Origin of the sequence: Streptococcus shenyangsis (genome assembly GCF_006385785.1) — a bacterium.
Classification (GTDB): Bacteria; Bacillota; Bacilli; order Lactobacillales; family Streptococcaceae; genus Streptococcus; species Streptococcus shenyangsis.
In genome coordinates this window covers 188525-210296 of record NZ_VFSH01000002.1, presented here as the reverse complement: position 1 = coordinate 210296, position 21772 = coordinate 188525, and the positions used below count along the sequence as shown (strand labels likewise).

Annotated in this window: 17 protein-coding genes and 1 pseudogene; all 18 read left to right on the top strand. The window is 40.8% G+C overall.

Annotated features, from left to right (window positions below; all coding sequences use genetic code 11):
- Positions 1–36: 36 nt before the first annotated feature.
- Positions 37–1374: pseudogene (mltG, locus tag FJR77_RS02700) on the top strand (endolytic transglycosylase MltG); the annotation flags it as partial.
- Positions 1375–1435: 61 nt separating this feature from the next.
- The gene (gene greA / locus FJR77_RS02695; protein WP_000818750.1) at positions 1436–1918 is read left to right on the top strand and encodes a transcription elongation factor GreA; all 483 of its coding nucleotides are present in this window, start codon (positions 1436–1438) and stop codon (positions 1916–1918) included.
- Between the two features lie 76 nt (positions 1919–1994).
- Complete coding sequence (locus FJR77_RS02690; protein ID WP_181146649.1) at positions 1995–3359, top strand: amino acid permease; 1365 nt, start codon at positions 1995–1997, stop codon at positions 3357–3359.
- Between the two features lie 100 nt (positions 3360–3459).
- A complete protein-coding gene (locus FJR77_RS02685; protein WP_140833088.1) occupies positions 3460–3870 on the top strand; it encodes a GNAT family N-acetyltransferase in 411 nt (136 codons plus the stop codon).
- A gap of 197 nt (positions 3871–4067) precedes the next feature.
- A complete protein-coding gene (locus FJR77_RS02680; RefSeq protein WP_001107501.1) occupies positions 4068–4277 on the top strand; it encodes a helix-turn-helix transcriptional regulator in 210 nt (69 codons plus the stop codon).
- Positions 4267–4740 carry a DUF6773 family protein gene (locus FJR77_RS02675; RefSeq protein ID WP_000797309.1) on the top strand — a complete coding sequence of 158 codons (474 nt, stop codon included), beginning with the start codon at positions 4267–4269 and terminating at the stop codon, positions 4738–4740. Before FJR77_RS02680 ends, FJR77_RS02675 begins: the two co-directional genes overlap by 11 nt.
- Positions 4730–5218: a DUF6773 family protein gene (locus tag FJR77_RS02670; RefSeq protein WP_140833090.1), complete on the top strand. Its 489-nt coding sequence runs from the start codon at positions 4730–4732 to the stop codon at positions 5216–5218. Before FJR77_RS02675 ends, FJR77_RS02670 begins: the two co-directional genes overlap by 11 nt.
- A gap of 115 nt (positions 5219–5333) precedes the next feature.
- Positions 5334–6794, top strand: coding sequence for a nicotinate phosphoribosyltransferase (locus tag FJR77_RS02665; protein ID WP_140833092.1), 1461 nt, complete (start codon positions 5334–5336; stop codon positions 6792–6794).
- The gene (gene nadE / locus FJR77_RS02660) at positions 6791–7615 is read left to right on the top strand and encodes an ammonia-dependent NAD(+) synthetase (RefSeq protein WP_140833094.1); all 825 of its coding nucleotides are present in this window, start codon (positions 6791–6793) and stop codon (positions 7613–7615) included. Before FJR77_RS02665 ends, nadE begins: the two co-directional genes overlap by 4 nt.
- 155 nt (positions 7616–7770) lie before the next feature.
- Complete coding sequence (locus FJR77_RS02655) at positions 7771–8322, top strand: GNAT family N-acetyltransferase (protein WP_140833096.1); 552 nt, start codon at positions 7771–7773, stop codon at positions 8320–8322.
- Between the two features lie 237 nt (positions 8323–8559).
- Positions 8560–9435, top strand: a complete 876-nt coding sequence (locus tag FJR77_RS02650) for an Rpn family recombination-promoting nuclease/putative transposase (RefSeq protein WP_000603343.1) — start codon at positions 8560–8562, stop codon at positions 9433–9435.
- A 318-nt stretch (positions 9436–9753) separates the two neighbouring features.
- On the top strand, positions 9754–10464 hold the full coding sequence (gene ccdA2 / locus FJR77_RS02645) for a thiol-disulfide oxidoreductase-associated membrane protein CcdA2 (RefSeq protein ID WP_140833098.1): 711 nt from the start codon (positions 9754–9756) through the stop codon (positions 10462–10464).
- A 13-nt stretch (positions 10465–10477) separates the two neighbouring features.
- On the top strand, positions 10478–11041 hold the full coding sequence (locus FJR77_RS02640; protein WP_140833100.1) for a redoxin family protein: 564 nt from the start codon (positions 10478–10480) through the stop codon (positions 11039–11041).
- A gap of 9 nt (positions 11042–11050) precedes the next feature.
- On the top strand, positions 11051–12163 hold the full coding sequence (msrB, locus tag FJR77_RS02635; protein ID WP_140833102.1) for a peptide-methionine (R)-S-oxide reductase MsrB: 1113 nt from the start codon (positions 11051–11053) through the stop codon (positions 12161–12163).
- 70 nt (positions 12164–12233) lie between these two features.
- Entirely contained in the window at positions 12234–12968 is a 735-nt protein-coding gene (locus FJR77_RS02630; RefSeq protein WP_140833104.1) for a response regulator transcription factor, read from the top strand.
- A complete protein-coding gene (locus FJR77_RS02625) occupies positions 12968–14659 on the top strand; it encodes a cache domain-containing sensor histidine kinase (RefSeq protein ID WP_140833106.1) in 1692 nt (563 codons plus the stop codon). Before FJR77_RS02630 ends, FJR77_RS02625 begins: the two co-directional genes overlap by 1 nt.
- 114 nt (positions 14660–14773) lie before the next feature.
- A complete protein-coding gene (locus FJR77_RS02620; RefSeq protein ID WP_061759378.1) occupies positions 14774–15337 on the top strand; it encodes a TIGR01440 family protein in 564 nt (187 codons plus the stop codon).
- Between the two features lie 2 nt (positions 15338–15339).
- A complete protein-coding gene (locus tag FJR77_RS02615; protein ID WP_140833108.1) occupies positions 15340–21762 on the top strand; it encodes a ZmpA/ZmpB/ZmpC family metallo-endopeptidase in 6423 nt (2140 codons plus the stop codon).
- The last annotated feature ends 10 nt before the right edge of the window (positions 21763–21772 follow it).

Here is a 21772-nt window from a genome sequence, read left to right as displayed (position 1 = left end):
CAAGAAGGACCTTCTACTCCATCAGCGGAAGGAGTATCAAGACCAACTCCAGGACCTGTTAGTCCTAGAAACGTAGAGAAGGAATTTAATGAAATCCCAACAAGGGTAGCTGTTTCTTATAAGACAGAAGGTCAGAGAGAGGTAAAAAGAGAAGTTCCTATTTCAAAACCAGTAGTGGAAAAGAAAGCTGTAGAAGAAATGTCTGCAACTCCACGTCGTAGCCGTCGAGAGACAGTTCAGCCTACTAAGAAGAAAAAATCAGGATTCAAAGCTTTCTTCATTTCTCTGCTGATTTTCCTAGGTTTGATTTCAGCAGGTGGTTACTTTGGTTATCAGTATGTTCAGTCATCTTTACAGCCTGTGGATGCTTCATCTAAACAATATGTGACAGTGCAAATCCCAGAAGGAGCTAATGTTCAAACAATTGGTTCAACTCTTGAAAAGTCTGGTTTGATTAAACACGGAGTGATTTTTGCTTTCTATGCGAAATATAAAAATTATTCAGATTTGAAGTCTGGCTATTACAGTTTGCAAAAGAGTATGAGTACAGAAGATATCATCCATGAATTACAAAAGGGTGGAACAGCTGAAGCTCAAGAACCTGCGCTTGCGACGTTGACAATTCCAGAAGGTTATACGATTGATCAAATGGCACAAGCGGTAGGTCAATTGCAAGGTGACTTCAAAGAGCCTTTGACCGCGGATGCTTTCCTAGCAAAAGTTCAAGATGATAGCTTTATCAGCCAAGAAGTTGCCAAATATCCTAGTCTACTTGAAAGCTTGCCAACGAAAGAAAGTGGCGTTCGTTATCGTTTAGAAGGTTTCCTCTTCCCAGCGACCTACTCTATCAAAGAAAGTACAACGATTGAAAGCTTGATTGATGAGATGCTGGCAACTATGGATAAGACTTTGGCACCTCATTATAGTGCGATCAAGTCTAAAAATTTGACAGTTAATGAATTGTTAACGATAGCTTCACTAGTCGAAAAAGAAGGTGCTAAGACTGAAGATCGTAAGTTGATTGCAGGTGTATTCTACAATCGCTTGAATCTTGGTATGCCACTTCAAAGCAATATTGCCATCTTGTATGCCCAAGGAAAACTTGGTCAGAAGATTAGTCTTGCTGATGATGCTGGAATTGATACGACAATTAATTCACCGTATAATGTTTATACGAAAGCTGGTTTAATGCCAGGTCCAGTAGATAGTCCAAGTTTGGATGCCATTGAGGCAAGTATTAATCAAACTAAGAGTGATAACCTATACTTTGTAGCTAATGTTACAGATGGCAAGGTCTATTATGCTGCTACTCAGGAGGAGCATGATCGTAATGTCGCTGAACATGTCAACAGTAAATTAAACCAAACAAACTAAAATTATGTGATGATTCACATAATTTTCTTTAGAGAATATCATTAGAAGAAAGTTGAGAAAAATGGCAGAAAAAACATATCCTATGACCCTTGCGGAAAAGGAAAAACTTGAAAAAGAATTAGAAGAATTGAAATTGGTCCGCCGTCCAGAAGTGGTAGAACGCATTAAGATTGCCCGTTCATACGGTGACCTTTCTGAAAACAGTGAATACGAAGCAGCTAAGGATGAACAAGCCTTTGTCGAAGGACAAATCTCTAGCTTGGAAACAAAAATCCGTTATGCTGAAATCGTCAATAGTGACTCAGTTGCTCAAGATGAAGTAGCGATTGGTAAAACAGTTACTATCCAAGAAATTGGTGAGGACGAAGAAGAAGTTTATATTATCGTAGGTTCAGCTGGTGCGGATGCCTTTGCAGGTAAGGTTTCAAATGAAAGCCCAATTGGACAAGCCTTGATTGGCAAGAAAACAGGTGACACAGCAACCATTGAAACACCTGTTGGTAGCTATGATGTAAAAATCTTGAAGGTTGAAAAAACAGCCTAAAAACAGAAAAGAAGGAGTGGGGAGGCAGTGCGCTTCACTCACTCCTTTTTCCATTTTAAATTGAATTGGAGACGTTATGAGTTCAAAGAAGAAAAAAAATAAGATGGAGCGTGGTCTGACTAATCGTCACGTGCAGGTTATGGCCATTGCTGGAACAATCGGAACAGGGCTCTTTTTGGGAGCAGGTCGCTCTATCAGCCTAACAGGTCCTTCCATTGTACTGATTTATATGATTACTGGGGCTTTTATGTTCCTCATGATGCGTGCGGTTGGGGAAATGCTCTACCAAGACCCTGAGCAACACACCTTTATCAACTTTATCACACGCCATTTGGGTAAGGGCTGGGGATATTTTTCAGTCTGGTCTTACTGGCTATCCGTTGTCTTTATCGGTATGGCGGAAATCACAGCTATCGCTCACTATGTTCAGTTCTGGTTCCCTAGCTGGCCAAGTTGGATGATTGAGATTGGATTTTTGACCATTCTAGCCTTGGTCAATTTGATTGCGGTGAAGCTCTTTGGGGAAGTTGAATTTTGGTTTGCTATGGTCAAGATTGTGGCTATTTTAGCCATGATCGCCACAGGAGTCTTTATGGTCTTGACAGGCTTTAAGACGCCTCATGGAGTAGCAAGTTTAGCTAATATTGCTGACAATTTCTCCCTCTTCCCAAATGGTGGAGTCAACTTTGTCATGGCCTTCCAGATGGTTTTCTTTGCCTACCTCATGATTGAGTTTATCGGCGTAACAACTTCAGAAACAAAAAATCCACGTCAAGTTTTGCCAAAAGCCGTTAAGGAAATTCCTTTGCGAATCGTCTTTTTCTATGGTGGTGCCCTCTTAGCCATCATGGCTATCATTCCATGGCGTGAACTTGCATCGGCTGATTCTCCTTTTGTTACAGTATTTGAATTGGCAGGTATCAAATGGGCAGCAGCCTTGATTAACTTCGTTGTTTTGACCTCAGCAGCATCTGCTCTTAACTCAACCCTTTATTCAACAGGACGTCATTTGTACCAGATTGCCCATGATTCGCCAAATCGCTTCCTAAAAGCAATTAAGGCAGATACTCTCTCTAGACACAATGTGCCACAAAATGCTATCATCGCTTCAGCGGTTCTGATTGCCCTAGCAGCCTTTATCAATGTCTTGCCAGGTGTTTCGGATGCCTTTGCCTTGATTACGGCATCGTCGTCTGGTGTCTATATTGCCATTTATATCTTAATCATGGTGGCCCACCTTAAATACCGCAAGTCACCAGACTTTATGGCAGATGGCTATCTCATGCCCCACTATCGTTTCCTAAATCCTCTAACCATGCTCTTCTTTGCCTTTGTCTTTGTAACCCTCTTTTTACAAGAGTCTACATTTGTCGGAGCAATCGGATCAGCTATCTGGATTATCGGTTTTGGGATTTATAGCCAGTGGAAATTTAGAAAATAGATTTTAAATTCATCAACTCAGGTTGGTGAGTTTTTGTTAGTTTGACAGTCTATTGAAATAGGACTATAATCAAGCTGTAACAGTGTTTAAGGAGGTTTAGATGTACTTTAGATTGGATAATAAGGAATCTCATAAATCACAAGAAATAGGGAATCTGATTCGTGCTTATAACCGTTCAAAAAGAGAAGAGGCTGAAAGTGAGCCACTTAATCTTTATGTCGAAGATGAAAAGGGTAATCTTCTGGCAGGTTTGATAGCCGAGACTTTTGGAAATTGGCTAGAAATCGAGTATTTATTTGTAAAAGAGGAACTGCGAGGGCAAGGAATCGGTTCAAAACTATTGCAGCAAGCAGAAACTGAAGCTAAGAATCGAAACTGTCGTTTTGCTTTTGTCAATACCTATCAGTTTCAAGCTCCAGATTTTTATAAAAGGCATGGCTACAAGGAAGTCTTTACCTTACAAGACTATCCCTACATTGGGCAAAGATATTATTATCAAAAGGATTTGTGACCTAGACTTCTTTACTTTGAAGAGGAGCTAAGCTAAGTAGAAAAAAGAACGAATACTCTTTATCATGTAAGATGATAGAGAGTTTTTTGTTAATAAAATATTACAAAATGACATTTATATATTGCATTAAGTTAGATATATGGTAGAATATTTTTGAAAAGAAGCGCAACTTTTTAAAAAATAGAAGGAGGATGCTAGTGGCTAAAAATTTAAAGTTAAAACTAGCTCGTGTGGAGCTTGATATGACACAAGGTGATTTGGCAGAAGCTGTGGGTGTTACGAGGCAGACTATCGGCTTGATAGAAGCAGGGAAATATAATCCTAGTCTCTCGCTCTGTCAGTCCATATGCAGATGCTTAGGCAAAACGTTAGACCAACTATTTTGGGAGGAAGAAGATGAAAAATAGAAAAAAACTTGTTATCAAAGATGAACGTACGGAAAAATTGGATGGAAATATTTCAGGAGAAATTCTCTTGGGTATGTACCTATTTTTGGCACTGGAAATTTTTGCCAAAGTTTATATTTTTAATTTAACGCTTCTATCCTATTTACCAGAATTACTTTTATTGATTGGAGTCGGTTTGTATGCCATTATTCGCCGCATGTATGTAGGAATTGATATTCGAGATATTGTTGAGAATACTGGAAAAGAAAGAATTTTATCTGCTTTGGGATTTTCTATAGTGATTTTATTGATTGATATCGTAGGAAATCGCGAGGAACTGGTCAATCTATTGACTTGGAAGTACTCCCTAAAAGTGGTTCTAGCAGTTATCATCTATCTCGTTGGGAGTTATTCTATGGACCGAGTTATCCTATACTTGAATCGCAGAAATCAGCAAGTTTGGGAGGAAGAAGATGAAAAATAGATTTTTTTATTATCAATTACTAGACGAAAGAGAAGAACAACTGATGAATAAAGCGGGGGCTGAAAGTTTCTATATCTCTATAGCTTTCTTGCTTTTATCTTATATGATTGCAGTATTAGCACCAAGTCTTTTTAATCCGAGAATGATTCTCATCATTATCATTATTGGAACTTTTTACTTTTTCGGCCGTGCTCGAGATTTGGGTGTGAACTACTATAGTCGTTTTCATTTTACAATTTTAGGGTGTTTGCTGGTAACTCTCGCTATTACGACTCTTTTGATGTTGCAGAATTATCAATTTAACATAGAAATTTATCAGCACAATCCTTTGAACGTTAAATACCTATCTGCTTGGGCAATTACTTATGTCATTTACCTTCCCTGGGTCTTTATTGGCAATCTTGGTCTTAAGAGCTATGGCGAATGGGCTCAGAAAAAATTTGAGCAAGACATGGATGAACTGGAGAGTGGAGAATAGCTTGTTGCTCTTTTCTCAATACAGCTAAAATGTGATATAATAGTACTAATTTATTGGAATATGTGAAAGTTCTTGAAAATTTTCATGGGTTTCTAGCTAAGGAAGTAGGAAAAGTATGTATCCAGATGATAGTTTAACATTGCACACGGACTTGTACCAGATTAACATGATGCAGGTTTACTTTGACCAAGGGATTCACAATAAAAAGGCGGTTTTTGAGGTCTATTTCCGTCAGCAACCGTTCAATAATGGCTATGCGGTTTTTGCTGGTTTGGAAAGGATTGTGAAGTATCTTGAAGATTTGCGCTTTTCAGATAGTGATATCGACTACTTAGAGTCGCTTGGCTATCATGGGGAATTCTTGGATTACCTTCGAAATTTCAAGTTGGAGTTGACCGTTCGTTCTGCTCAAGAAGGGGACTTGGTCTTTGCCAATGAACCGATTGTACAGGTGGAAGGCCCTCTAGCCCAATGTCAATTGGTTGAAACGGCTCTTTTGAATATTGTCAACTACCAGACCTTGGTGGCGACTAAGGCAGCTCGTATTCGCTCGGTCATTGCGGATGAACCACTGATGGAATTTGGGACTCGTCGTGCACAAGAAATGGATGCTGCTATCTGGGGAACACGCGCAGCGGTGATTGGTGGCGCTAATGGAACTAGCAACGTGCGTGCGGGTAAACTCTTTGACATTCCTGTCTTGGGGACCCATGCCCATGCCTTGGTACAGGTTTATGGTAACGATTATGAGGCTTTCAAGGCTTATGCTGCGACCCACAAAAATTGTGTCTTTCTTGTGGATACCTATGATACCCTTCGTATCGGTGTGCCAGCTGCTATTCAGGTTGCGCGTGAACTTGGTGACAAGATTAATTTCCTTGGTGTCCGCATTGACTCTGGAGACATTGCCTATATTTCTAAAAAAGTTCGTCAACAACTGGACGAGGCAGGATTTACTGATGCTAAGATTTATGCATCAAATGACCTTGATGAAAATACCATCCTTAACCTCAAAATGCAACACGCTAAGATTGATGTTTGGGGAGTAGGTACTAAGCTGATTACAGCATATGACCAACCAGCTCTTGGGGCGGTTTATAAGATTGTTGCGATCGAAGATGAAAATGGTAATATGCGTAATACCATCAAGCTGTCTAATAATGCAGAAAAAGTGTCGACGCCAGGTAAGAAGCAGGTGTGGCGCATTACCAGTCGTGAAAAAGGCAAGTCAGAAGGAGACTATATCACTTATGACGGCGTAGATGTTGCCAGCATGACAGAAATCAAGATGTTCCATCCGACCTATACCTACATCAAGAAGACCGTTCGTAATTTTGATGCTGTTCCTCTCTTGGTGGATATCTTCAAAGACGGAAAATTGATTTACAACCTGCCTAGCTTGACTGAGATTCAGGATTATGCTCGTAAGGAATTTGACAAGCTTTGGGATGAGTACAAGCGTGTGCTCAATCCGCAGCACTATCCAGTGGATTTGGCGCGTGATGTATGGCAAGACAAGATGGACTTGATAGACAAAATGCGTAAGGAAGCTCTTGGTGAAGGAGAAGAAGAATGAGTTTGCAAGAGACTATTATTCAGCAACTGGGTGTCAAACCAGTGATTGATGCCCAGGAAGAAATCCGTCGTTCCATTGATTTCTTAAAAAGATACTTGAAAAAGCATTCCTTCCTAAAGACATTTGTACTAGGGATTTCTGGGGGACAAGATTCAACCTTAGCAGGTCGATTGGCTCAATTAGCTATGGAAGAACTACGAGCAGAGACGGGCGATGATAGCTACAAATTTATCGCTGTCCGCCTGCCTTATGGAGTACAAGCTGATGAAGCAGACGCTCAAAAAGCCCTAGCCTTCATCCAGCCAGATGTCAGTTTAGTGGTGAATATCAAGGAGTCTGCAGATGCTATGACAGCTGCAGTTGAAGCGACAGGAAGCTCTGTTTCAGACTTTAACAAAGGCAATATTAAGGCTCGTTGCCGTATGATTGCTCAGTATGCCCTTGCTGGTTCCCATAGCGGAGCGGTCATTGGAACAGACCATGCTGCGGAAAATATCACAGGTTTCTTTACCAAGTTTGGTGACGGGGGTGCTGATATTCTCCCTCTTTACCGCCTCAATAAGCGTCAAGGAAGACAACTCTTGCAGGAACTTGGTGCAGATTCAGCCCTTTATGAAAAAATCCCAACGGCAGACCTAGAAGAAGACAAACCAGGCCTAGCTGACGAAGTTGCACTTGGAGTCACTTATGAAGAGATTGATGATTACCTAGAAGGAAAAACAATCAGCCCAGAAGCTCAAACAAGAATCGAAAACTGGTGGCACAAAGGCCAACATAAACGCCACCTACCAATCACCGTATTTGATGACTTTTGGGAGTAAAAACCTCCAGTGGAGGTTTTTACCCTGAGCCTAGAAATAAGAAAGCTAGGAAGGTCCAGGGGACCTTTTTAGCTTATTGTCTTGAGATTCAAAAGCAAAACAAGTTTCAATGGAGATTGGACATCGAATCATCTATCAGAAAGTGAGGCGACATAATGAAAGCAATCGGTACGCAAATTTTGCAGACAGACCGTTTGATTTTGAGACGATTTGTGGAGAGTGATGCAGAAGCTGTGTTTCAGAATTGGGCTTCATCCGCTGAGAATCTGACCTATGTCACTTGGAATCCCCATTCTGATGTCGAGGTGACTCGAAATTCGATTCGTAACTGGGTTGCCTCCTATACAAATCTCAACTATTACAAATGGGCTATTTGTCTCAAAGAAAATCCTGAGCAGGTGATAGGGGATATCAGCATCGTTGAAATGGATGAGAACGATTCTTCTTGTGAAATTGGCTATGTGCTAGGTAAGAAATACTGGGGTCATGGTATGATGACAGAGGCCTTAAAAACTGTCTTAGATTTTTGTTTTACTCAAGCAGGCTTTCAAAAAGTTAGAGCACGATATGCCAGTCTCAATCCAGCTTCAGGTCGTGTCATGGAGAAGGCTGGAATGTCCTATCTCAAGACTATTACCAATGGTGTAGAGAGAAAAGGCTATCTTGCTGATCTTATTTATTACCAGGTAAGTAGGGAAGACTGTTAAGCTTAAAATTTATTGCTTATCCGCTGTTCTTATTTTTTTCATTTATCCTTTCTTTTCCGAATAAATAGATAGAGTCAGTGAATCTAGTAAAACTAGATTTAATACTCTTCGAAAATCAAATTCAAACAACGTCAACGTCGCCTTGCCGTACTCAAGTACAGCCTGCGGCTAGTTTCCTAGTTTGCTCTTTGATTTTCATTGAATATAAAACTGTGGTATAATAAAAGGAGGAAAAGGATGATTCTCAGACATCCGGGCATCAGCCCAACTAATGATTTGGTAGCTAAAAAAATCTTTAGCAATCCAGAAATCACTTGTCAATTTATTCGCGATATGCTGGACTTACCAGCAAAAAATGTGACTATTTTGGAGGGAAGTAACATTCATGTCTTACCTTCCCTGCCATACTCGGCGCAGGATTTCTATACCAGTATAGACGTCTTAGCGGAGTTGGATAATGGCACGCAGGTTATTATCGAAATCCAAGTTCATCATCAGAATTTTTTCATTAATCGTTTGTGGGCTTACCTGTGCAGTCAGGTTAATCAAAATCTTGAAAAAATTCGCCAACGTGAAGGTGATACACACCAGAGTTACAAACATATTGCACCTGTTTACGCAATAGCTATTGTAGATAGTAATTATTTCTCAGATGATTTGGCTTTTCATAGCTTCAGTATGCGAGAGGACACGACAGGTGAAGTTTTAACCATTACCAACAATGGTCAGGAAAACCATCTAGTCAAGATGGCATTCTTGGAATTAAAAAAATACAGAGAAACCAGCAAAGACGAGGTTCGCAAGCCGTGGTTGGAGTTTTTCGGTAACAAGCCCTTTACCCAAGAACCCGAGCGAGCCATCAGCCAGGCAGACCAACTGCTGGACTATAAGAGCTGGTCCGAGGAGGACAGGAAAATGTTTAGTGAACAACGCAGACGCGAAGAACAAGCCTTGTTAGCGCAGGACTATGCCTTGGAAACAGCTAGGGCAGAAGGTATTGAACAGGGACTAAAAAAAGGGTTAGTAAATCTTGTTCGCCAGCATCTTTTAACAGCAGAGGTTGCGAGTGCGCAATTAGGCATGACCGTCGCTGAGTTTGAGGCACTATTGTAAGAACTTCACAATAATGGCATTCTTGGAACTAAAAAATACAGAGAAACCAGCAAAGACGAGGTTCGCAAAGCGTGGTTGGAGTTTTTGTAAATCAATAAATCAATGACAGATTTTTCCGCGATAGATGGAAGAATCTGTTTTTTAGTTTACTAGATGTTGGCTCGAAAACGTAAGATAGCTTACCCTTTTACTCATGTTTTTTTGATTTCTTTGAAGTATTACCTGATTAAATTCCTATTTTTCCCTATCATTGTCCCTGTTTTTTCTGGAGTTTTGGGGCTATAATAGTCCTATCAAATCAAAGAATGGAGGAAGGCAATGGATAATATAATCTTTTTTATCAGTGTTTTTCTTGCTGGAATTCTTTCCTTCTTTTCTCCTTGTATCTTACCCTTGTTACCGGTTTATGCAGGGGTCTTACTGGATGACAAAGATAGTTCTCAGGCTTCTAGTGGCAAATTTTCAATCTCAGTTGTCAGTTTATTGCGAACTCTGGCCTTTATAGCGGGTATTTCTTTTATCTTTATCTTACTGGGATATGGTGCTGGTTTTTTAGGAGACCTTTTGTATGCCTCTTGGTTTCAGTATGTGACGGGTGCGGTTATCATTCTCTTGGGCTTACACCAGATGGAAGTCTTACATTTTCAGGGACTATACAAGGAAAGAAGGATAAAATTAAAGAGACAGGGGCAAAAGGGTAAGGGCTATAGTCAGGCATTTTTACTGGGCTTGACCTTTAGTTTTGCTTGGACGCCTTGTGTGGGGCCGGTTCTTGGCTCTGTTTTAGCCTTGGCGGCTTCAGGTGGTTCAGGTGCTTGGCAGGGAGCTGGTCTCATGTTGATTTACACGCTGGGTTTGGCGCTACCATTTTTGGTTCTAGCTCTAGCCTCCAGCTATGTTTTGAAACATTTTCGAAAACTCCATCCTTATCTAGGAACCCTCAAAAAAGTGGGTGGTTTCCTCATTATTGTGATGGGAATCTTAGTGCTTTTGGGAAATGCTTCCATTTTGACTACATTATTTGAATAGAGAGGAAGAAGAAATGAAAAAATGGCAAACATGTCTACTTGGAGTAGGCTCAATCTGTTGTTTGGCAGCCTGTTCGGCTAAAAATATGTCAGACGAATCTACTATGAAGGAGCAAACAAAAACAGAACAAGTTAGTTCGCAAACTGCGACTAAAGGTCAGGCAGTTGCTGATTTTGAACTAACGGGAGTAGATGGCAAGACTTACCGTTTATCTGATTACAAGGGTAAGAAAGTCTATCTCAAATTCTGGGCTTCTTGGTGTTCCATCTGTCTAGCCAGTCTTCCAGATACAGATGAAATTGCTAAGGATGCTGGTGATGACTATGTAGTTTTGACAGTAGTGTCTCCTGAACACAAGGGGGAACAAGCTGAAGCAGAATTTAAGAACTGGTACAAGGGCTTGGATTATAAAAATTTCCCAGTCCTAATTGATCCATCAGGTAAACTCTTGGAAAGTTATGGTGTCCGTTCTTACCCAACTCAAGCCTTTATAGACAAGGAAGGCAAGCTGGTCAAAACGCAACCTGGTTTTATGGATAAGGATATGATTTTAAAAACATTGAAAGAAATGGGGTAGAGAAAGGTCATGAATGATAAAGTAAAATTGTTTGTCTTGGCAGGAATCTTTTTCCTAGCCATAACCGGTTTCTATTTTCTATTGATGCGAAATGCAGGGCAGACAGATAGCTCGCAAATTGAGAAAGCGTCAGTTAGCCAAGGAGGAAAAACAGTGAAAAAAACAGAAATTAGTAAAGATGCAGACTTGCACGAAATTTATCTAGCTGGGGGATGTTTCTGGGGAGTTGAGGAGTATTTCTCACGCGTGCCTGGAGTAACAGATGCCGTATCAGGCTATGCAAATGGTAGAGGGGAAACAACCAAGTACGAATTGATTAACCAAACAGGTCATGCGGAGACTGTTCATGTCACCTATGATGCCAAGCAAATTTCCCTCAAGGAAATCCTGCTTCACTATTTCCGCATTATCAATCCAACCAGCAAAAATAAACAAGGAAATGATGTGGGGACCCAGTATCGTACCGGCGTTTATTACACAGATGACAAGGATTTAGAGGTGATTAACCAAGTCTTTGATGAGGTGGCTAAGAAATACAATCAACCTCTAGCAGTTGAAAAGGAGGCTTTGAAGAATTTTGTAGTGGCAGAGGATTACCACCAAGACTACCTCAAGAAAAATCCAAATGGCTACTGTCATATCAATGTCAATCAGGCGGCCTATCCCGTCATTGATGCCAGCAAATATCCCAAACCAAGTGATGAAGAATTGAAAAAGACCCTGTCACCTGAGGAGTATGCAGTTACCCAGAAAAATCAAACAGAACGAGCTTTTTCAAATCGCTACTGGGATAAATTTGAATCTGGTATCTATGTGGATGTAGCAACTGGCGAACCCCTCTTTTCATCAAAGGACAAGTTTGAGTCTGGTTGTGGTTGGCCTAGTTTCACCCAGCCCATCAGCCCAGATGTTGCCACCTACAAGGAAGATAAGTCCTACAATATGACGCGCATGGAAGTGCGGAGCCGAGTTGGAGATTCTCACCTTGGCCATGTCTTTACGGATGGACCACAGGACAAGGGGGGCTTGCGCTACTGTATCAATAGTCTTTCCATCCGCTTTATTCCTAAAGACCAAATGGAAGAAAAAGGCTATGCTTATTTACTAGATTATGTCGATTAAGTAACCTTTCCTAAGCAGTTAGAGGAGAATTTTGCTATACTGATACTAGTAAGTGACAAAGGAGCAGAGCATGACCTACACAATCTTAATCGTAGAAGATGAATATCTGGTAAGACAAGGCTTGACCAAGCTGGTCAATGTAGCAGCCTACGATATGGAAATCATCGGTCAGGCTGAAAATGGAAGGCAGGCTTGGGAGCTGATTCAAAAGCAGGTGCCAGACATTGTTTTAACCGATATCAACATGCCCCAGCTAAATGGCATCCAGTTGGCCAGTCTGGTCCGAGAAACCTATCCTCAGGTTCATCTAGTTTTTTTGACAGGTTACGATGATTTTGATTATGCCCTTTCTGCTGTCAAACTCGGTGTGGATGACTACCTGCTCAAACCCTTTTCTCGTAAGGATATTGAGGAAATGTTGGGGAAAATCAAGCAAAAATTGGACAAGGAAGAGAAAGAAGAACAGTTACAAGATTTACTAACTGATAAGTTTGAAGGAAACATAGCCCAGAAAATCCAGTCTCATCTAGCTGATAGCCAATTTAGTTTAAAGTCTTTAGCCAGTGACTTGGGCTTTAGTCCGACTTATCTGAGTTCTTTGATTAAGAAAGAGTTGGGCCTGCCTTTTCAGGATTATCTGGTGAGAGAACGTGTCAAACAAGCCAAGCTCTTGCTTTTAACTACAGACCTGAAGATTTACGAGATAGCAGAAAAGGTTGGCTTTGAAGATATGAATTACTTTACCCAACGCTTTAAACAGATTGCGGGTGTGACACCTCGTCAGTTTAAGAAGGGAGAAGGTTGATGAATCGTTCTTCTCTCCTAGTCAGAATGGTTATTTCCATCTTTCTAGTTTTTCTCATTCTCCTCGCTCTGGTTGGGACTTTCTATTATCGATCTAGTTCATCAGCCATTGAGGCAACCATTGAAGGCGATAGTCAAACGACTATCAGCCAAACTAGCCACTTTATCCAGTCTTATATCAAAAAATTAGAAACCACCTCGACCAGTTTGACCCAGCAGACGGATGTCCTAGCCTATGCTGAGAATCCTAGTCAAGACAAGATTGAGGGAATCCAAAATCTGTTTTTGACCATCTTAAAGGCAGATAAGGACTTGAAAACGGTGGTACTGGTAACCAAATCTGGTCAGGTCATTTCTACTGATGACACTGTACAGATGAAAACTTCCTCTGATATGATGGCTGAGGATTGGTACCAAAAGGCCATTCATCAGGGGGCTAAGCCAGTTTTGACCCCAGCTCGTAAATCGGACAGTCAGTGGGTCATTTCTGTTACTCAGGAACTTCTTGATGCAAAGGGAGCCAATCTGGGTGTGCTTCGTTTGGATATTTCTTATGAAACTTTGGAAGCCTATCTCAATCAACTCCAGTTAGGTCAGCAGGGCTTTGCCTTTATCATCAATGAAAACCATGAATTTGTCTATCATCCTAAACATACAGTCTATAGCTCAGTTAGCGAAATGGAGGCCATGAAACCCTATATTGAAACGGGGCAGGGCTATACGCTAGACCATCAATCCTACGTCAGTCAGGAAAAGATTGCAGGAACTGATTGGACGGTGCTTGGCGTGTCATCATTGGAAAAGTTAGACCAGGTTCGGAGTCAACTCATGTGGACCTTGCTTGGAGCCAGTGTCACATCTCTTCTTGCCTGTCTCTGCTTGGTTTGGTTCAGTCTCAAACGCTGGATTGCCCCTTTGAAGGATTTGAGAGAAACCATGCTGGAAATTGCTTTTGGTAATCAGAATCTTCGTGCCAAGGAAGCTGGTGCCTATGAACTGAGAGAGGTGACTCGCCAGTTCAATGCCATGTTGGATCAGGTTGATCAGCTCATGGCAGATATTCGCAGGCAGGAAGAAGCGACCCGTCAGTACCAACTTCAAGCACTGTCGAGCCAGATTAACCCCCATTTCCTCTATAATACCTTGGATACCATCATCTGGATGGCTGAATTTCAGGACAGTCAGCGAGTGGTGCAGGTGACCAAGTCCTTGGCAACCTATTTCCGCTTGGCGCTCAATCAAGGTAAGGACTTGATTTCCCTGTCTGACGAAATCAATCATGTCCGTCAATATCTCTTTATCCAGAAACAACGTTACGGAGATAAGCTGGAATATGAGATTGAGGAGAATCCTGCCTTTGATAATCTAGTATTGCCCAAGCTGGTCCTACAACCCCTTGTAGAAAATGCTCTTTACCATGGCATCAAGGAGAAAGACGGTCAGGGTCATATTAAAATTACTGTCCAGAAACAGGATTCAGGATTGATCATCCGCATTGAGGATGATGGCGTTGGTTTCCAAGCTGCGGGCGATAGTAGTCAAAGTCAACTTAAACGTGGAGGAGTTGGTCTTCAAAATGTTGACCAACGGCTCAAACTTCATTTTGGAGAAGATTACCAAATGAAGATCGATTCTGTCCCCAAAAAAGGGACGACGGTTGAAATATACATAAATAGAATAGAAACTAGCTAACTCCCAGTTCATTCTGGGAGTTTTATGCGTAATTGGGCAAGCTTTCTAGGTTGTCCATCTTGCTAAAAACCAGAAAAAACGATATGATAGATAGTGACAAAAGAGGTATCAAATATGAAGGAAAAAGACATTCAAAGAGAAACAAGCCAGATTGTAAAAGATGTATTAGAAAAGACCAATTTGAAGCAGGGATCAATCTTTGTTTTGGGCCTTTCTTCTAGTGAGGTGATAGGTGGTCAGATTGGCAAGGAATCCAGCCAAGAAATTGGCGAAATCATTGTGAAGACCATCCTAGATATCCTAGAGGAAAAAGGAATTCATCTAGCCGTTCAAGGCTGTGAACATGTCAATAGGGCTCTCGTTGTTGAACGTCAGGTTGCAGAGCAGTTTGGTCTGGAAATCGTCAGTGTCCTTCCTACCCTTCATGCAGGAGGTTCGGGTCAGTTGGCAGCCTTCAAGTTTATGAAGGATCCAGTTGAGGTTGAATTTATCAAGGCTCATGCTGGATTGGATATCGGAGACACTGCAATTGGCATGCATGTTAAGCATGTTCAGGTTCCGATTCGCCCTCTTTTGAGAGAGATTGGTCATGCCCACGTAACGGCGTTGGCTAGTCGTCCAAAATTAATTGGAGGTGCGCGTGCGCACTATCCGCAAGATTCTATTAGAAAGTCGTGAAAATGAGAAAAACAAAACAACAACTAGAAAAGATTACCAAATATTCGATTCGTAAACTAACTGTTGGGGTAGGTCCTGTAGCCATCGGGGCCTTCCTTTTTGGTGCTAGTCCCCTTTTAGTGGATAAGGTGCAAGCCAATGAAGTTGGCGGTGCTCATAGCGTTCATTACCGTTATTTGGCGGAGCAGGAATTGACCGAGTCTGAAAAAGCCCTGATTCACCATGAAGTTCCTACAGAATTTCAAGATGATGATATTCTTTATGTAGTTTATCGTAAGAAGGCGACTACCAGTCAACAACTTCCCTATACAGGAAGTAAGGAACTAGCTTTGGCAGGTCTTGGTTTGGCAACAGCCTCGCTAGCAGTCTTTTTGGTGTCCAAAAAAGGTCGCAAAGAGGTTCTAGGTGTTCTTTTGATTGGTTCTTTAGGAGCTAGCACCTTTGTACCTTACGGGACATTTGCATTTGAAAATAAAGAATTACTTTCTTATAACCAAACTATTTCAGCCTCTACACATGAAGGTTTGGCTGAAGGGATTATCCATATTGATGGCTATGAATACATTGGCTACTTTAAGGAAGCAGAACTCCATCCATCAAAACCAGCTTCATCTGAGAAGCCTCAGACTAGACAGGAAGAGAGCTTGGTGGAGATTCCGTTTGAAACGATCACAAGCCTAGATGCGAATCTAGCAGAAGGACAGACTCGTATCGTCACAGCTGGAGTAAATGGTAAGCGTCGCCTTGTAACCAAAGTATCGATGGTTAATGGTCAGGAAGTTAGAGAAGTCATCGAAGACCAAGTGGTTCAAAAACCTGTTTCGCAGGTTATTGCAGTCGGAACGAAGAAAGAGGTGCAACCTACTCCAAACCCACAAGCTGAACCAACTCATCAAGTAGCTAAAGGGACGCAAGAGGAAGGTAAGGAAGGTCAATCTTTAACGCAACCAAGCTTACCAGAGGCTCCAATCGAAGCAAAAGGAACCCAAGAGGAAGGCAAAGCAGGCCAAGCCTTAACGCAACCGGCCTTACCAGAAGCTCCAGTAGATGCCAAAGGAACCCAAGAAGAAGGAAAAGCAGGTCACTCTTTAATCCAACCGGCCTTACCAGAAGCTCCAGTAGATGCCAAAGGCACTCAAGAAACAGGCAAGGAAGGTCAGTCCTTAACGCAACCAGAATTGCCAGAAGCTAGGGTAGAGGCTAAAGGCACCCAAGAGGCAGGTAAGGAAGGTCAATCCTTAACGCAACCAGAATTGCCAGAAGCTAGGGTAGAGGCTAAAGGTACCCAAGAGGCAGGTAAGGAAGGTCAGTCCTTAACGCAACCAGAATTGCCAGAAGCTACAGTCGCAGTAAAAGGAACCCAAGAGGCAGGCAAGGAAGGTCAGTCCTTAACGCAACCAGAATTGCCAGAAGCTACAGTCGCAGTAAAAGGAACCCAAGAGGCAGGCAAGGAAGGTCAGTCCTTAACGCAACCAGAATTGCCAGAAGCTAGGGTAGAGGCCAAAGGCACTCAAGAGGAAGGCAAGGAAGGCCAATCCTTAACGCAACCAGAATTGCCAGAAGCTACAGTCGCAGTAAAAGGAACCCAAGAGGCAGACAAGGAAGGTCAGTCCTTAACGCAACCAGAATTGCCAGAAGCTAGGGTAGAGGCCAAAGGTACTCAAGAAACAGGTAAGGAAGGTCAATCTTTAACCCAACCTGCATTACCAGAAGCTACGGTAGAGGTCAAAGGTACACAAGAGGAAGGCAAAGCAGGCCAGTCCTTAACCCAACCCGAATTACCAGAGGCTACAGTAGAGTCTAAAGGAACTCAAGAGGCAGGTAAAGAAGGACAAGCTCTTGTACAAGAACAGTTACCTGAGTATAAAGTAACTGAGGGAACCCTTGTTGAAACATCAACTACAGACTTAGACTACAAAACTGAAACGATTGAGGATCCAACCAAGTATACGGACGAAGAAACTGTCGTAAGAAATGGTGAAAAAGGAAGTCAAGTTACTAAAACAACTTATAAAACAATAGAAGGTGTTAAAACTGATCAAGTTCTTTCAACTAGCACAGAAGTCACCAAGGAACCTGTTGACCAACAGGTAAGTCGTGGGACAAAACCAATTGAAGGAACTCTTGTAGAAGAAAGTCTGGAAAAGATTCCATTTAAGGAAGTTATTAAAGAAGATGACCAACTGAAAAAAGGCTTAGAAGTTGTAGCTCAAGAAGGGAAAGAAGGTCAGAAAAAAATCACCAAGACCTTTAATACCATCAAAGGAGTTAAAACAGAGGACGCTCCAAAAGTTACAGAGGAAATCATTGAGGCACCTCAAGACAAAATTTTGAAACGTGGTACAAAGAGTTTTGAAAAACCAGTATTGACCATCACAGCAGTTGAACCTAAAGATTTGAAGCGTACTTCAGATGTTAAATACAGTCTAGAAAATCCAAGTAAGGCGGCCATTAAATCTATCACCCTAACTCTGAAAAAAGGTGATGAGATTGTGAAAACCTTGAGTGTTTCACCTGACAACTTGACAGCTAGCCTGACAGATTTGCAGTACTACAAGGATTATAAACTTGAAACTAAGATGGTTTATGACCGTGGTGAGGGTGATGAGGAAGAAGTTCTGAAAGAAGAACCTCTAAGAATTGACCTCAAAAAAGTCGAAATAAAAAACATCAAAGAAACAAGCTTGATGAGTGTGGACGCTGACGGTAACGAAACAGATACTAGTTTGCTGACAGAAAAACCAGCTGATGTTGCTCCGCTTTACCTACGAGTGACAACTCACGACAACAAAGTTACAAGACTTGCAGTTGACAAGATTGAAGAAGTAGAAAAAGACGGAAAAACTTTATACAAAGTCACTGCCAAAGCACCTGATTTGATTCAACGTAATGCTGAAAACACACTTAGCGAAGAGTATGTTCATTACTTTGAAAAACAAAAAGCCAAAGAAGGTAATGTTTACTACAACTTCAACGAGCTTGTAAAAGATATGAAAGCTAATCCTAGCGGTGAGTTTAAACTTGGTGCAGATCTAAATGCAGCCAATGTACCAACTCCAAATAAAGAGTATGTTCCTGGTACATTTAAAGGTAAGTTATCAAGTGTTGACGGGCAACGTTATTCAATCCACAATATGTCTCGTCAATTATTTGGTGGTATTGAAGGTGGTTCAGTTAAAGATGTTAACTTGGCTAATGTTGATATTAATATGCCTTGGATTGACAATATTTCTGCTCTTGCTAGAACTGTCAAAAATGCTACGGTTGAAAACATTAAAGTAACTGGTAGTATCCTCGGTAGAGATGGAATTGCTGGTATTATTAATAAAGGCGATACTGGAGCTCAATTAACAAATGTTGCATTCATCGGTAATCTTACTGGTGTTGGTAACAGAGGTTGGGATTTCGGTGGAATTGCCGGAGAACTTTGGAAAGGTAATATAGATAAAGCTTATGTAGAAGCTAATATGGTAGCTAATAAAGCTCGTATCGGTGGTCTTGTTGCTAGAACGGACAACAGTGGCGACCCTAACGGAATCGGAAAATACGGAGCTGTACGTAATGCTGTTACAAAAGGAACTATTAAAGTAAAAGATCCTGTTGAAACAGGTGGATTCATCAGTAAAAACTGGGCATGGGGTAAAGTTGCTGACTCTGTATCTATGATGAAAGTTGAAAATGGTGAAGTGTTCTATGGATCTAAAGATATTGACGAAGATGGTGGATATTTCTCAAATAACGCATTAGAACGTAACTTCATCGTGAAAGATGTAAGTACAGGTAAGCGTTCATTTAAATTCTCTGTTTCTAACCGAATTAAAGAAGTTTCTCAAGAAGAAGCTGACCAGAAAATTGCAACTTTAGGAATTACAGCTAATGATTATGTTATCAATCCTCTTGTTTCAGACACACTAAATAATGTAAAACCAAAATCTGACACTTACAAAGATACTCAAGACTACGATGCATCTCGTGAGCTTGCTTACCGTAACATCGAAAAACTTCAACCATTCTATAACAAAGAATGGATCGTCAACCAAGGGAACAAGCTTGCAGCTAATAGTCCATTAATGACTAAAGAAGTCTTGTCTGTTACGGCGATGAAAGGCAATGCCTTTGTCACAGACCTTACAGATGCGGACCATATTTTTGTCCACTACGCAGATAAGACAAAAGACATCTTTACAATTTCACCGAAAGAATCTAAAGTTAAACAAGTGAAAGAATACAGTGTCGCTGAGCTTGGTGAAGTTGTTTATACACCAAATATGGTGGTTAAAGATCGTGCAGATTTAATCAGCGCTATCGAAAGCAAATTAAGCCCTGTTGAATTGCAATCTGACCCGATTTATCAACACTTGGGTAGAACTGGTGGTAACAAAGTCAATGCAATTAAGGACTTGTACCTAGAAGAAAGCTTCAAGTATGTGAAAGATAATCTTACTAAATTCGTTACGAAGTTAGTAGAAAATGAAGATCACCAGCTTAACACAGATGAAGCCGCTAAACGTGCCTTGATTAAGAAAATCGATGACAACAAAGCAGCAGTTCTTCTTGGTTTGTCTTACCTCAACCGTTACTACGGCGTTAAATTCGATGATTTTAACATTAAAGAATTAATGCTATTCAAACCTGATTTCTACGGTAAGAATGTTAATGTGTTAGACTTCTTGATTAAGATTGGTTCTAAAGAAAGTAACATTAAAGGTGATAGAACTTTAGAAGCTTATCGCGAAACTATCGGTGGAACTATCGGTATAGGTGAGTTAAACAGTTTCTTAGACTATAACATGCGTCTATTCACAAGTGATACTGACTTAAACGATTGGTTCATAAAAGCAACTAAAGATAATGTATATGTCGTTGAACCAAAAACAACAACTCCTGAATTTGCCGATAAGAAACACAGAGCATACGAAGGATTAAATAATGATGTTCACGGTAAGATGATTCTGCCACTTCTTAACTTAAAAGATGCTCACATGTTCTTAATCTCAACATATAACACTATGGCTTACAGTTCATTTGAGAAATATGGTAAGAACACAGCAGCAGAGCGTGAAGCATTCAAGAAAGAAATCGATAAAGTAGCAAAAGCTCAACAAAATTATCTAGACTTCTGGTCTCGTTTATCATTAGATAAAGTTCGTAACCAACTGCTTAAGAGCAACAACATGGTACCAACACCAGTACTAGATAACCAAAACTATCCAGAAGGTACTGACAAATACGGTCACACTAACAGCGGTAAAGATGTCGCTCCAGTTCGTGAATTGTACGGACCAACAGGTCGTTACCATGCTACTGACTGGCGTATGGGAGCTGTAGCTCGTATCTACGGTAATCCTTATAAAGATGATTCAGTTTTCTTCATGGTTACCAATATGATTAGTGACTTTGGTATCTCTGCATTTACTCACGAAACGACTCACGTAAACGACCGTATGGTTTACTTAGGTGGTTCAAGACACCGTGAAGGAACTGATTTAGAGGCATTCGCACAAGGTATGTTACAATCACCTGCTGAAACAAGTCCAAACGGTGACTTTAAAGCACTAGGATTGAACATGGCCTACGAACGTCCAAATGATGGAAATCAATGGTATAACACTAATCCAAACGACCTCACTTCTCGCGCTGAAATCGATCATTACATGAAAGGTTTCAATGATACGCTCATGCTTCTTGACTACCTTGAAGGTGAAGCCGTTCTTGATAAACAGGATAAAGCCTTAAATAGTGCTTGGTTCAAGAAAGTGGATAAAAAATTACGTAACGCTAATACGAAGAACCAGTATGATGAGGTTCGTGATTTGAATGCAGAAGAAAAAGAATATAACTTAACTTCTGTTAACGATCTAGTAGACAAGAATTTCATGACCAAGCACGGTCCTGGTAATGGTACTTATGACCCAACTGGATTTGGCTCTGCCTATGTAACGGTGCCTATCACTGCTGGTATCTATGGTGGTAATACAAGTGAAGGAGCTCCAGGAGCAATGTCATTCAAACATAACACCTTCCGTATGTGGGGTTACTTTGGATATGAGAAAGGCTTCCTAAATTATGCTTCTAACATGTTGAAAAATGAGTCTAAAAAAGCTGGTCATGCTACTCTAGGTGATGACTTTATCATTAAGAAAGTTTCTGATGGTAAATTTAATACTCTAGAAGATTGGAAGAAAGCATACTTCAAAGAAGTTGTTGATAAGGCTAAAGCAGGATTTAATGCTGTTGAAATCGATGGAACAACTTATAATAGTTACGATGAATTAAAACAAGCATTTGCTGCAGCTGTTGATAAAGATAAAGCAACTCTTAATAATGGCTCAGTTAAATTTGATAATACCGTATCACTTAAAGAGAAGCTCTTCAAGAAACTTCTTCAACAAACAAACAGCTTTAAAACTTCAATCTTTAAATAATTGAACTCTC

Bases quoted from the DNA above. Each gene is read 5' to 3' on its own strand.
- FJR77_RS02640 (WP_140833100.1), top strand. From the start codon at position 10,478: ATGAAAAAATGGCAAACATGTCTACTTGGAGTAGGCTCAATCTGTTGT.
- greA (WP_000818750.1), top strand. From the start codon at position 1,436: ATGGCAGAAAAAACATATCCTATGACCCTTGCGGAAAAGGAAAAACTT.
- FJR77_RS02620 (WP_061759378.1), top strand. From the start codon at position 14,774: ATGAAGGAAAAAGACATTCAAAGAGAAACAAGCCAGATTGTAAAAGAT.
- FJR77_RS02655 (WP_140833096.1), top strand. From the start codon at position 7,771: ATGAAAGCAATCGGTACGCAAATTTTGCAGACAGACCGTTTGATTTTG.
- FJR77_RS02615 (WP_140833108.1), top strand. From the start codon at position 15,340: ATGAGAAAAACAAAACAACAACTAGAAAAGATTACCAAATATTCGATT.
- FJR77_RS02685 (WP_140833088.1), top strand. From the start codon at position 3,460: ATGTACTTTAGATTGGATAATAAGGAATCTCATAAATCACAAGAAATA.
- FJR77_RS02690 (WP_181146649.1), top strand. From the start codon at position 1,995: ATGAGTTCAAAGAAGAAAAAAAATAAGATGGAGCGTGGTCTGACTAAT.
- FJR77_RS02625 (WP_140833106.1), top strand. From the start codon at position 12,968: ATGAATCGTTCTTCTCTCCTAGTCAGAATGGTTATTTCCATCTTTCTA.
- FJR77_RS02650 (WP_000603343.1), top strand. From the start codon at position 8,560: ATGATTCTCAGACATCCGGGCATCAGCCCAACTAATGATTTGGTAGCT.
- ccdA2 (WP_140833098.1), top strand. From the start codon at position 9,754: ATGGATAATATAATCTTTTTTATCAGTGTTTTTCTTGCTGGAATTCTT.
- FJR77_RS02670 (WP_140833090.1), top strand. From the start codon at position 4,730: ATGAAAAATAGATTTTTTTATTATCAATTACTAGACGAAAGAGAAGAA.
- msrB (WP_140833102.1), top strand. From the start codon at position 11,051: ATGAATGATAAAGTAAAATTGTTTGTCTTGGCAGGAATCTTTTTCCTA.
- FJR77_RS02675 (WP_000797309.1), top strand. From the start codon at position 4,267: ATGAAAAATAGAAAAAAACTTGTTATCAAAGATGAACGTACGGAAAAA.
- nadE (WP_140833094.1), top strand. From the start codon at position 6,791: ATGAGTTTGCAAGAGACTATTATTCAGCAACTGGGTGTCAAACCAGTG.
- FJR77_RS02630 (WP_140833104.1), top strand. From the start codon at position 12,234: ATGACCTACACAATCTTAATCGTAGAAGATGAATATCTGGTAAGACAA.
- FJR77_RS02665 (WP_140833092.1), top strand. From the start codon at position 5,334: ATGTATCCAGATGATAGTTTAACATTGCACACGGACTTGTACCAGATT.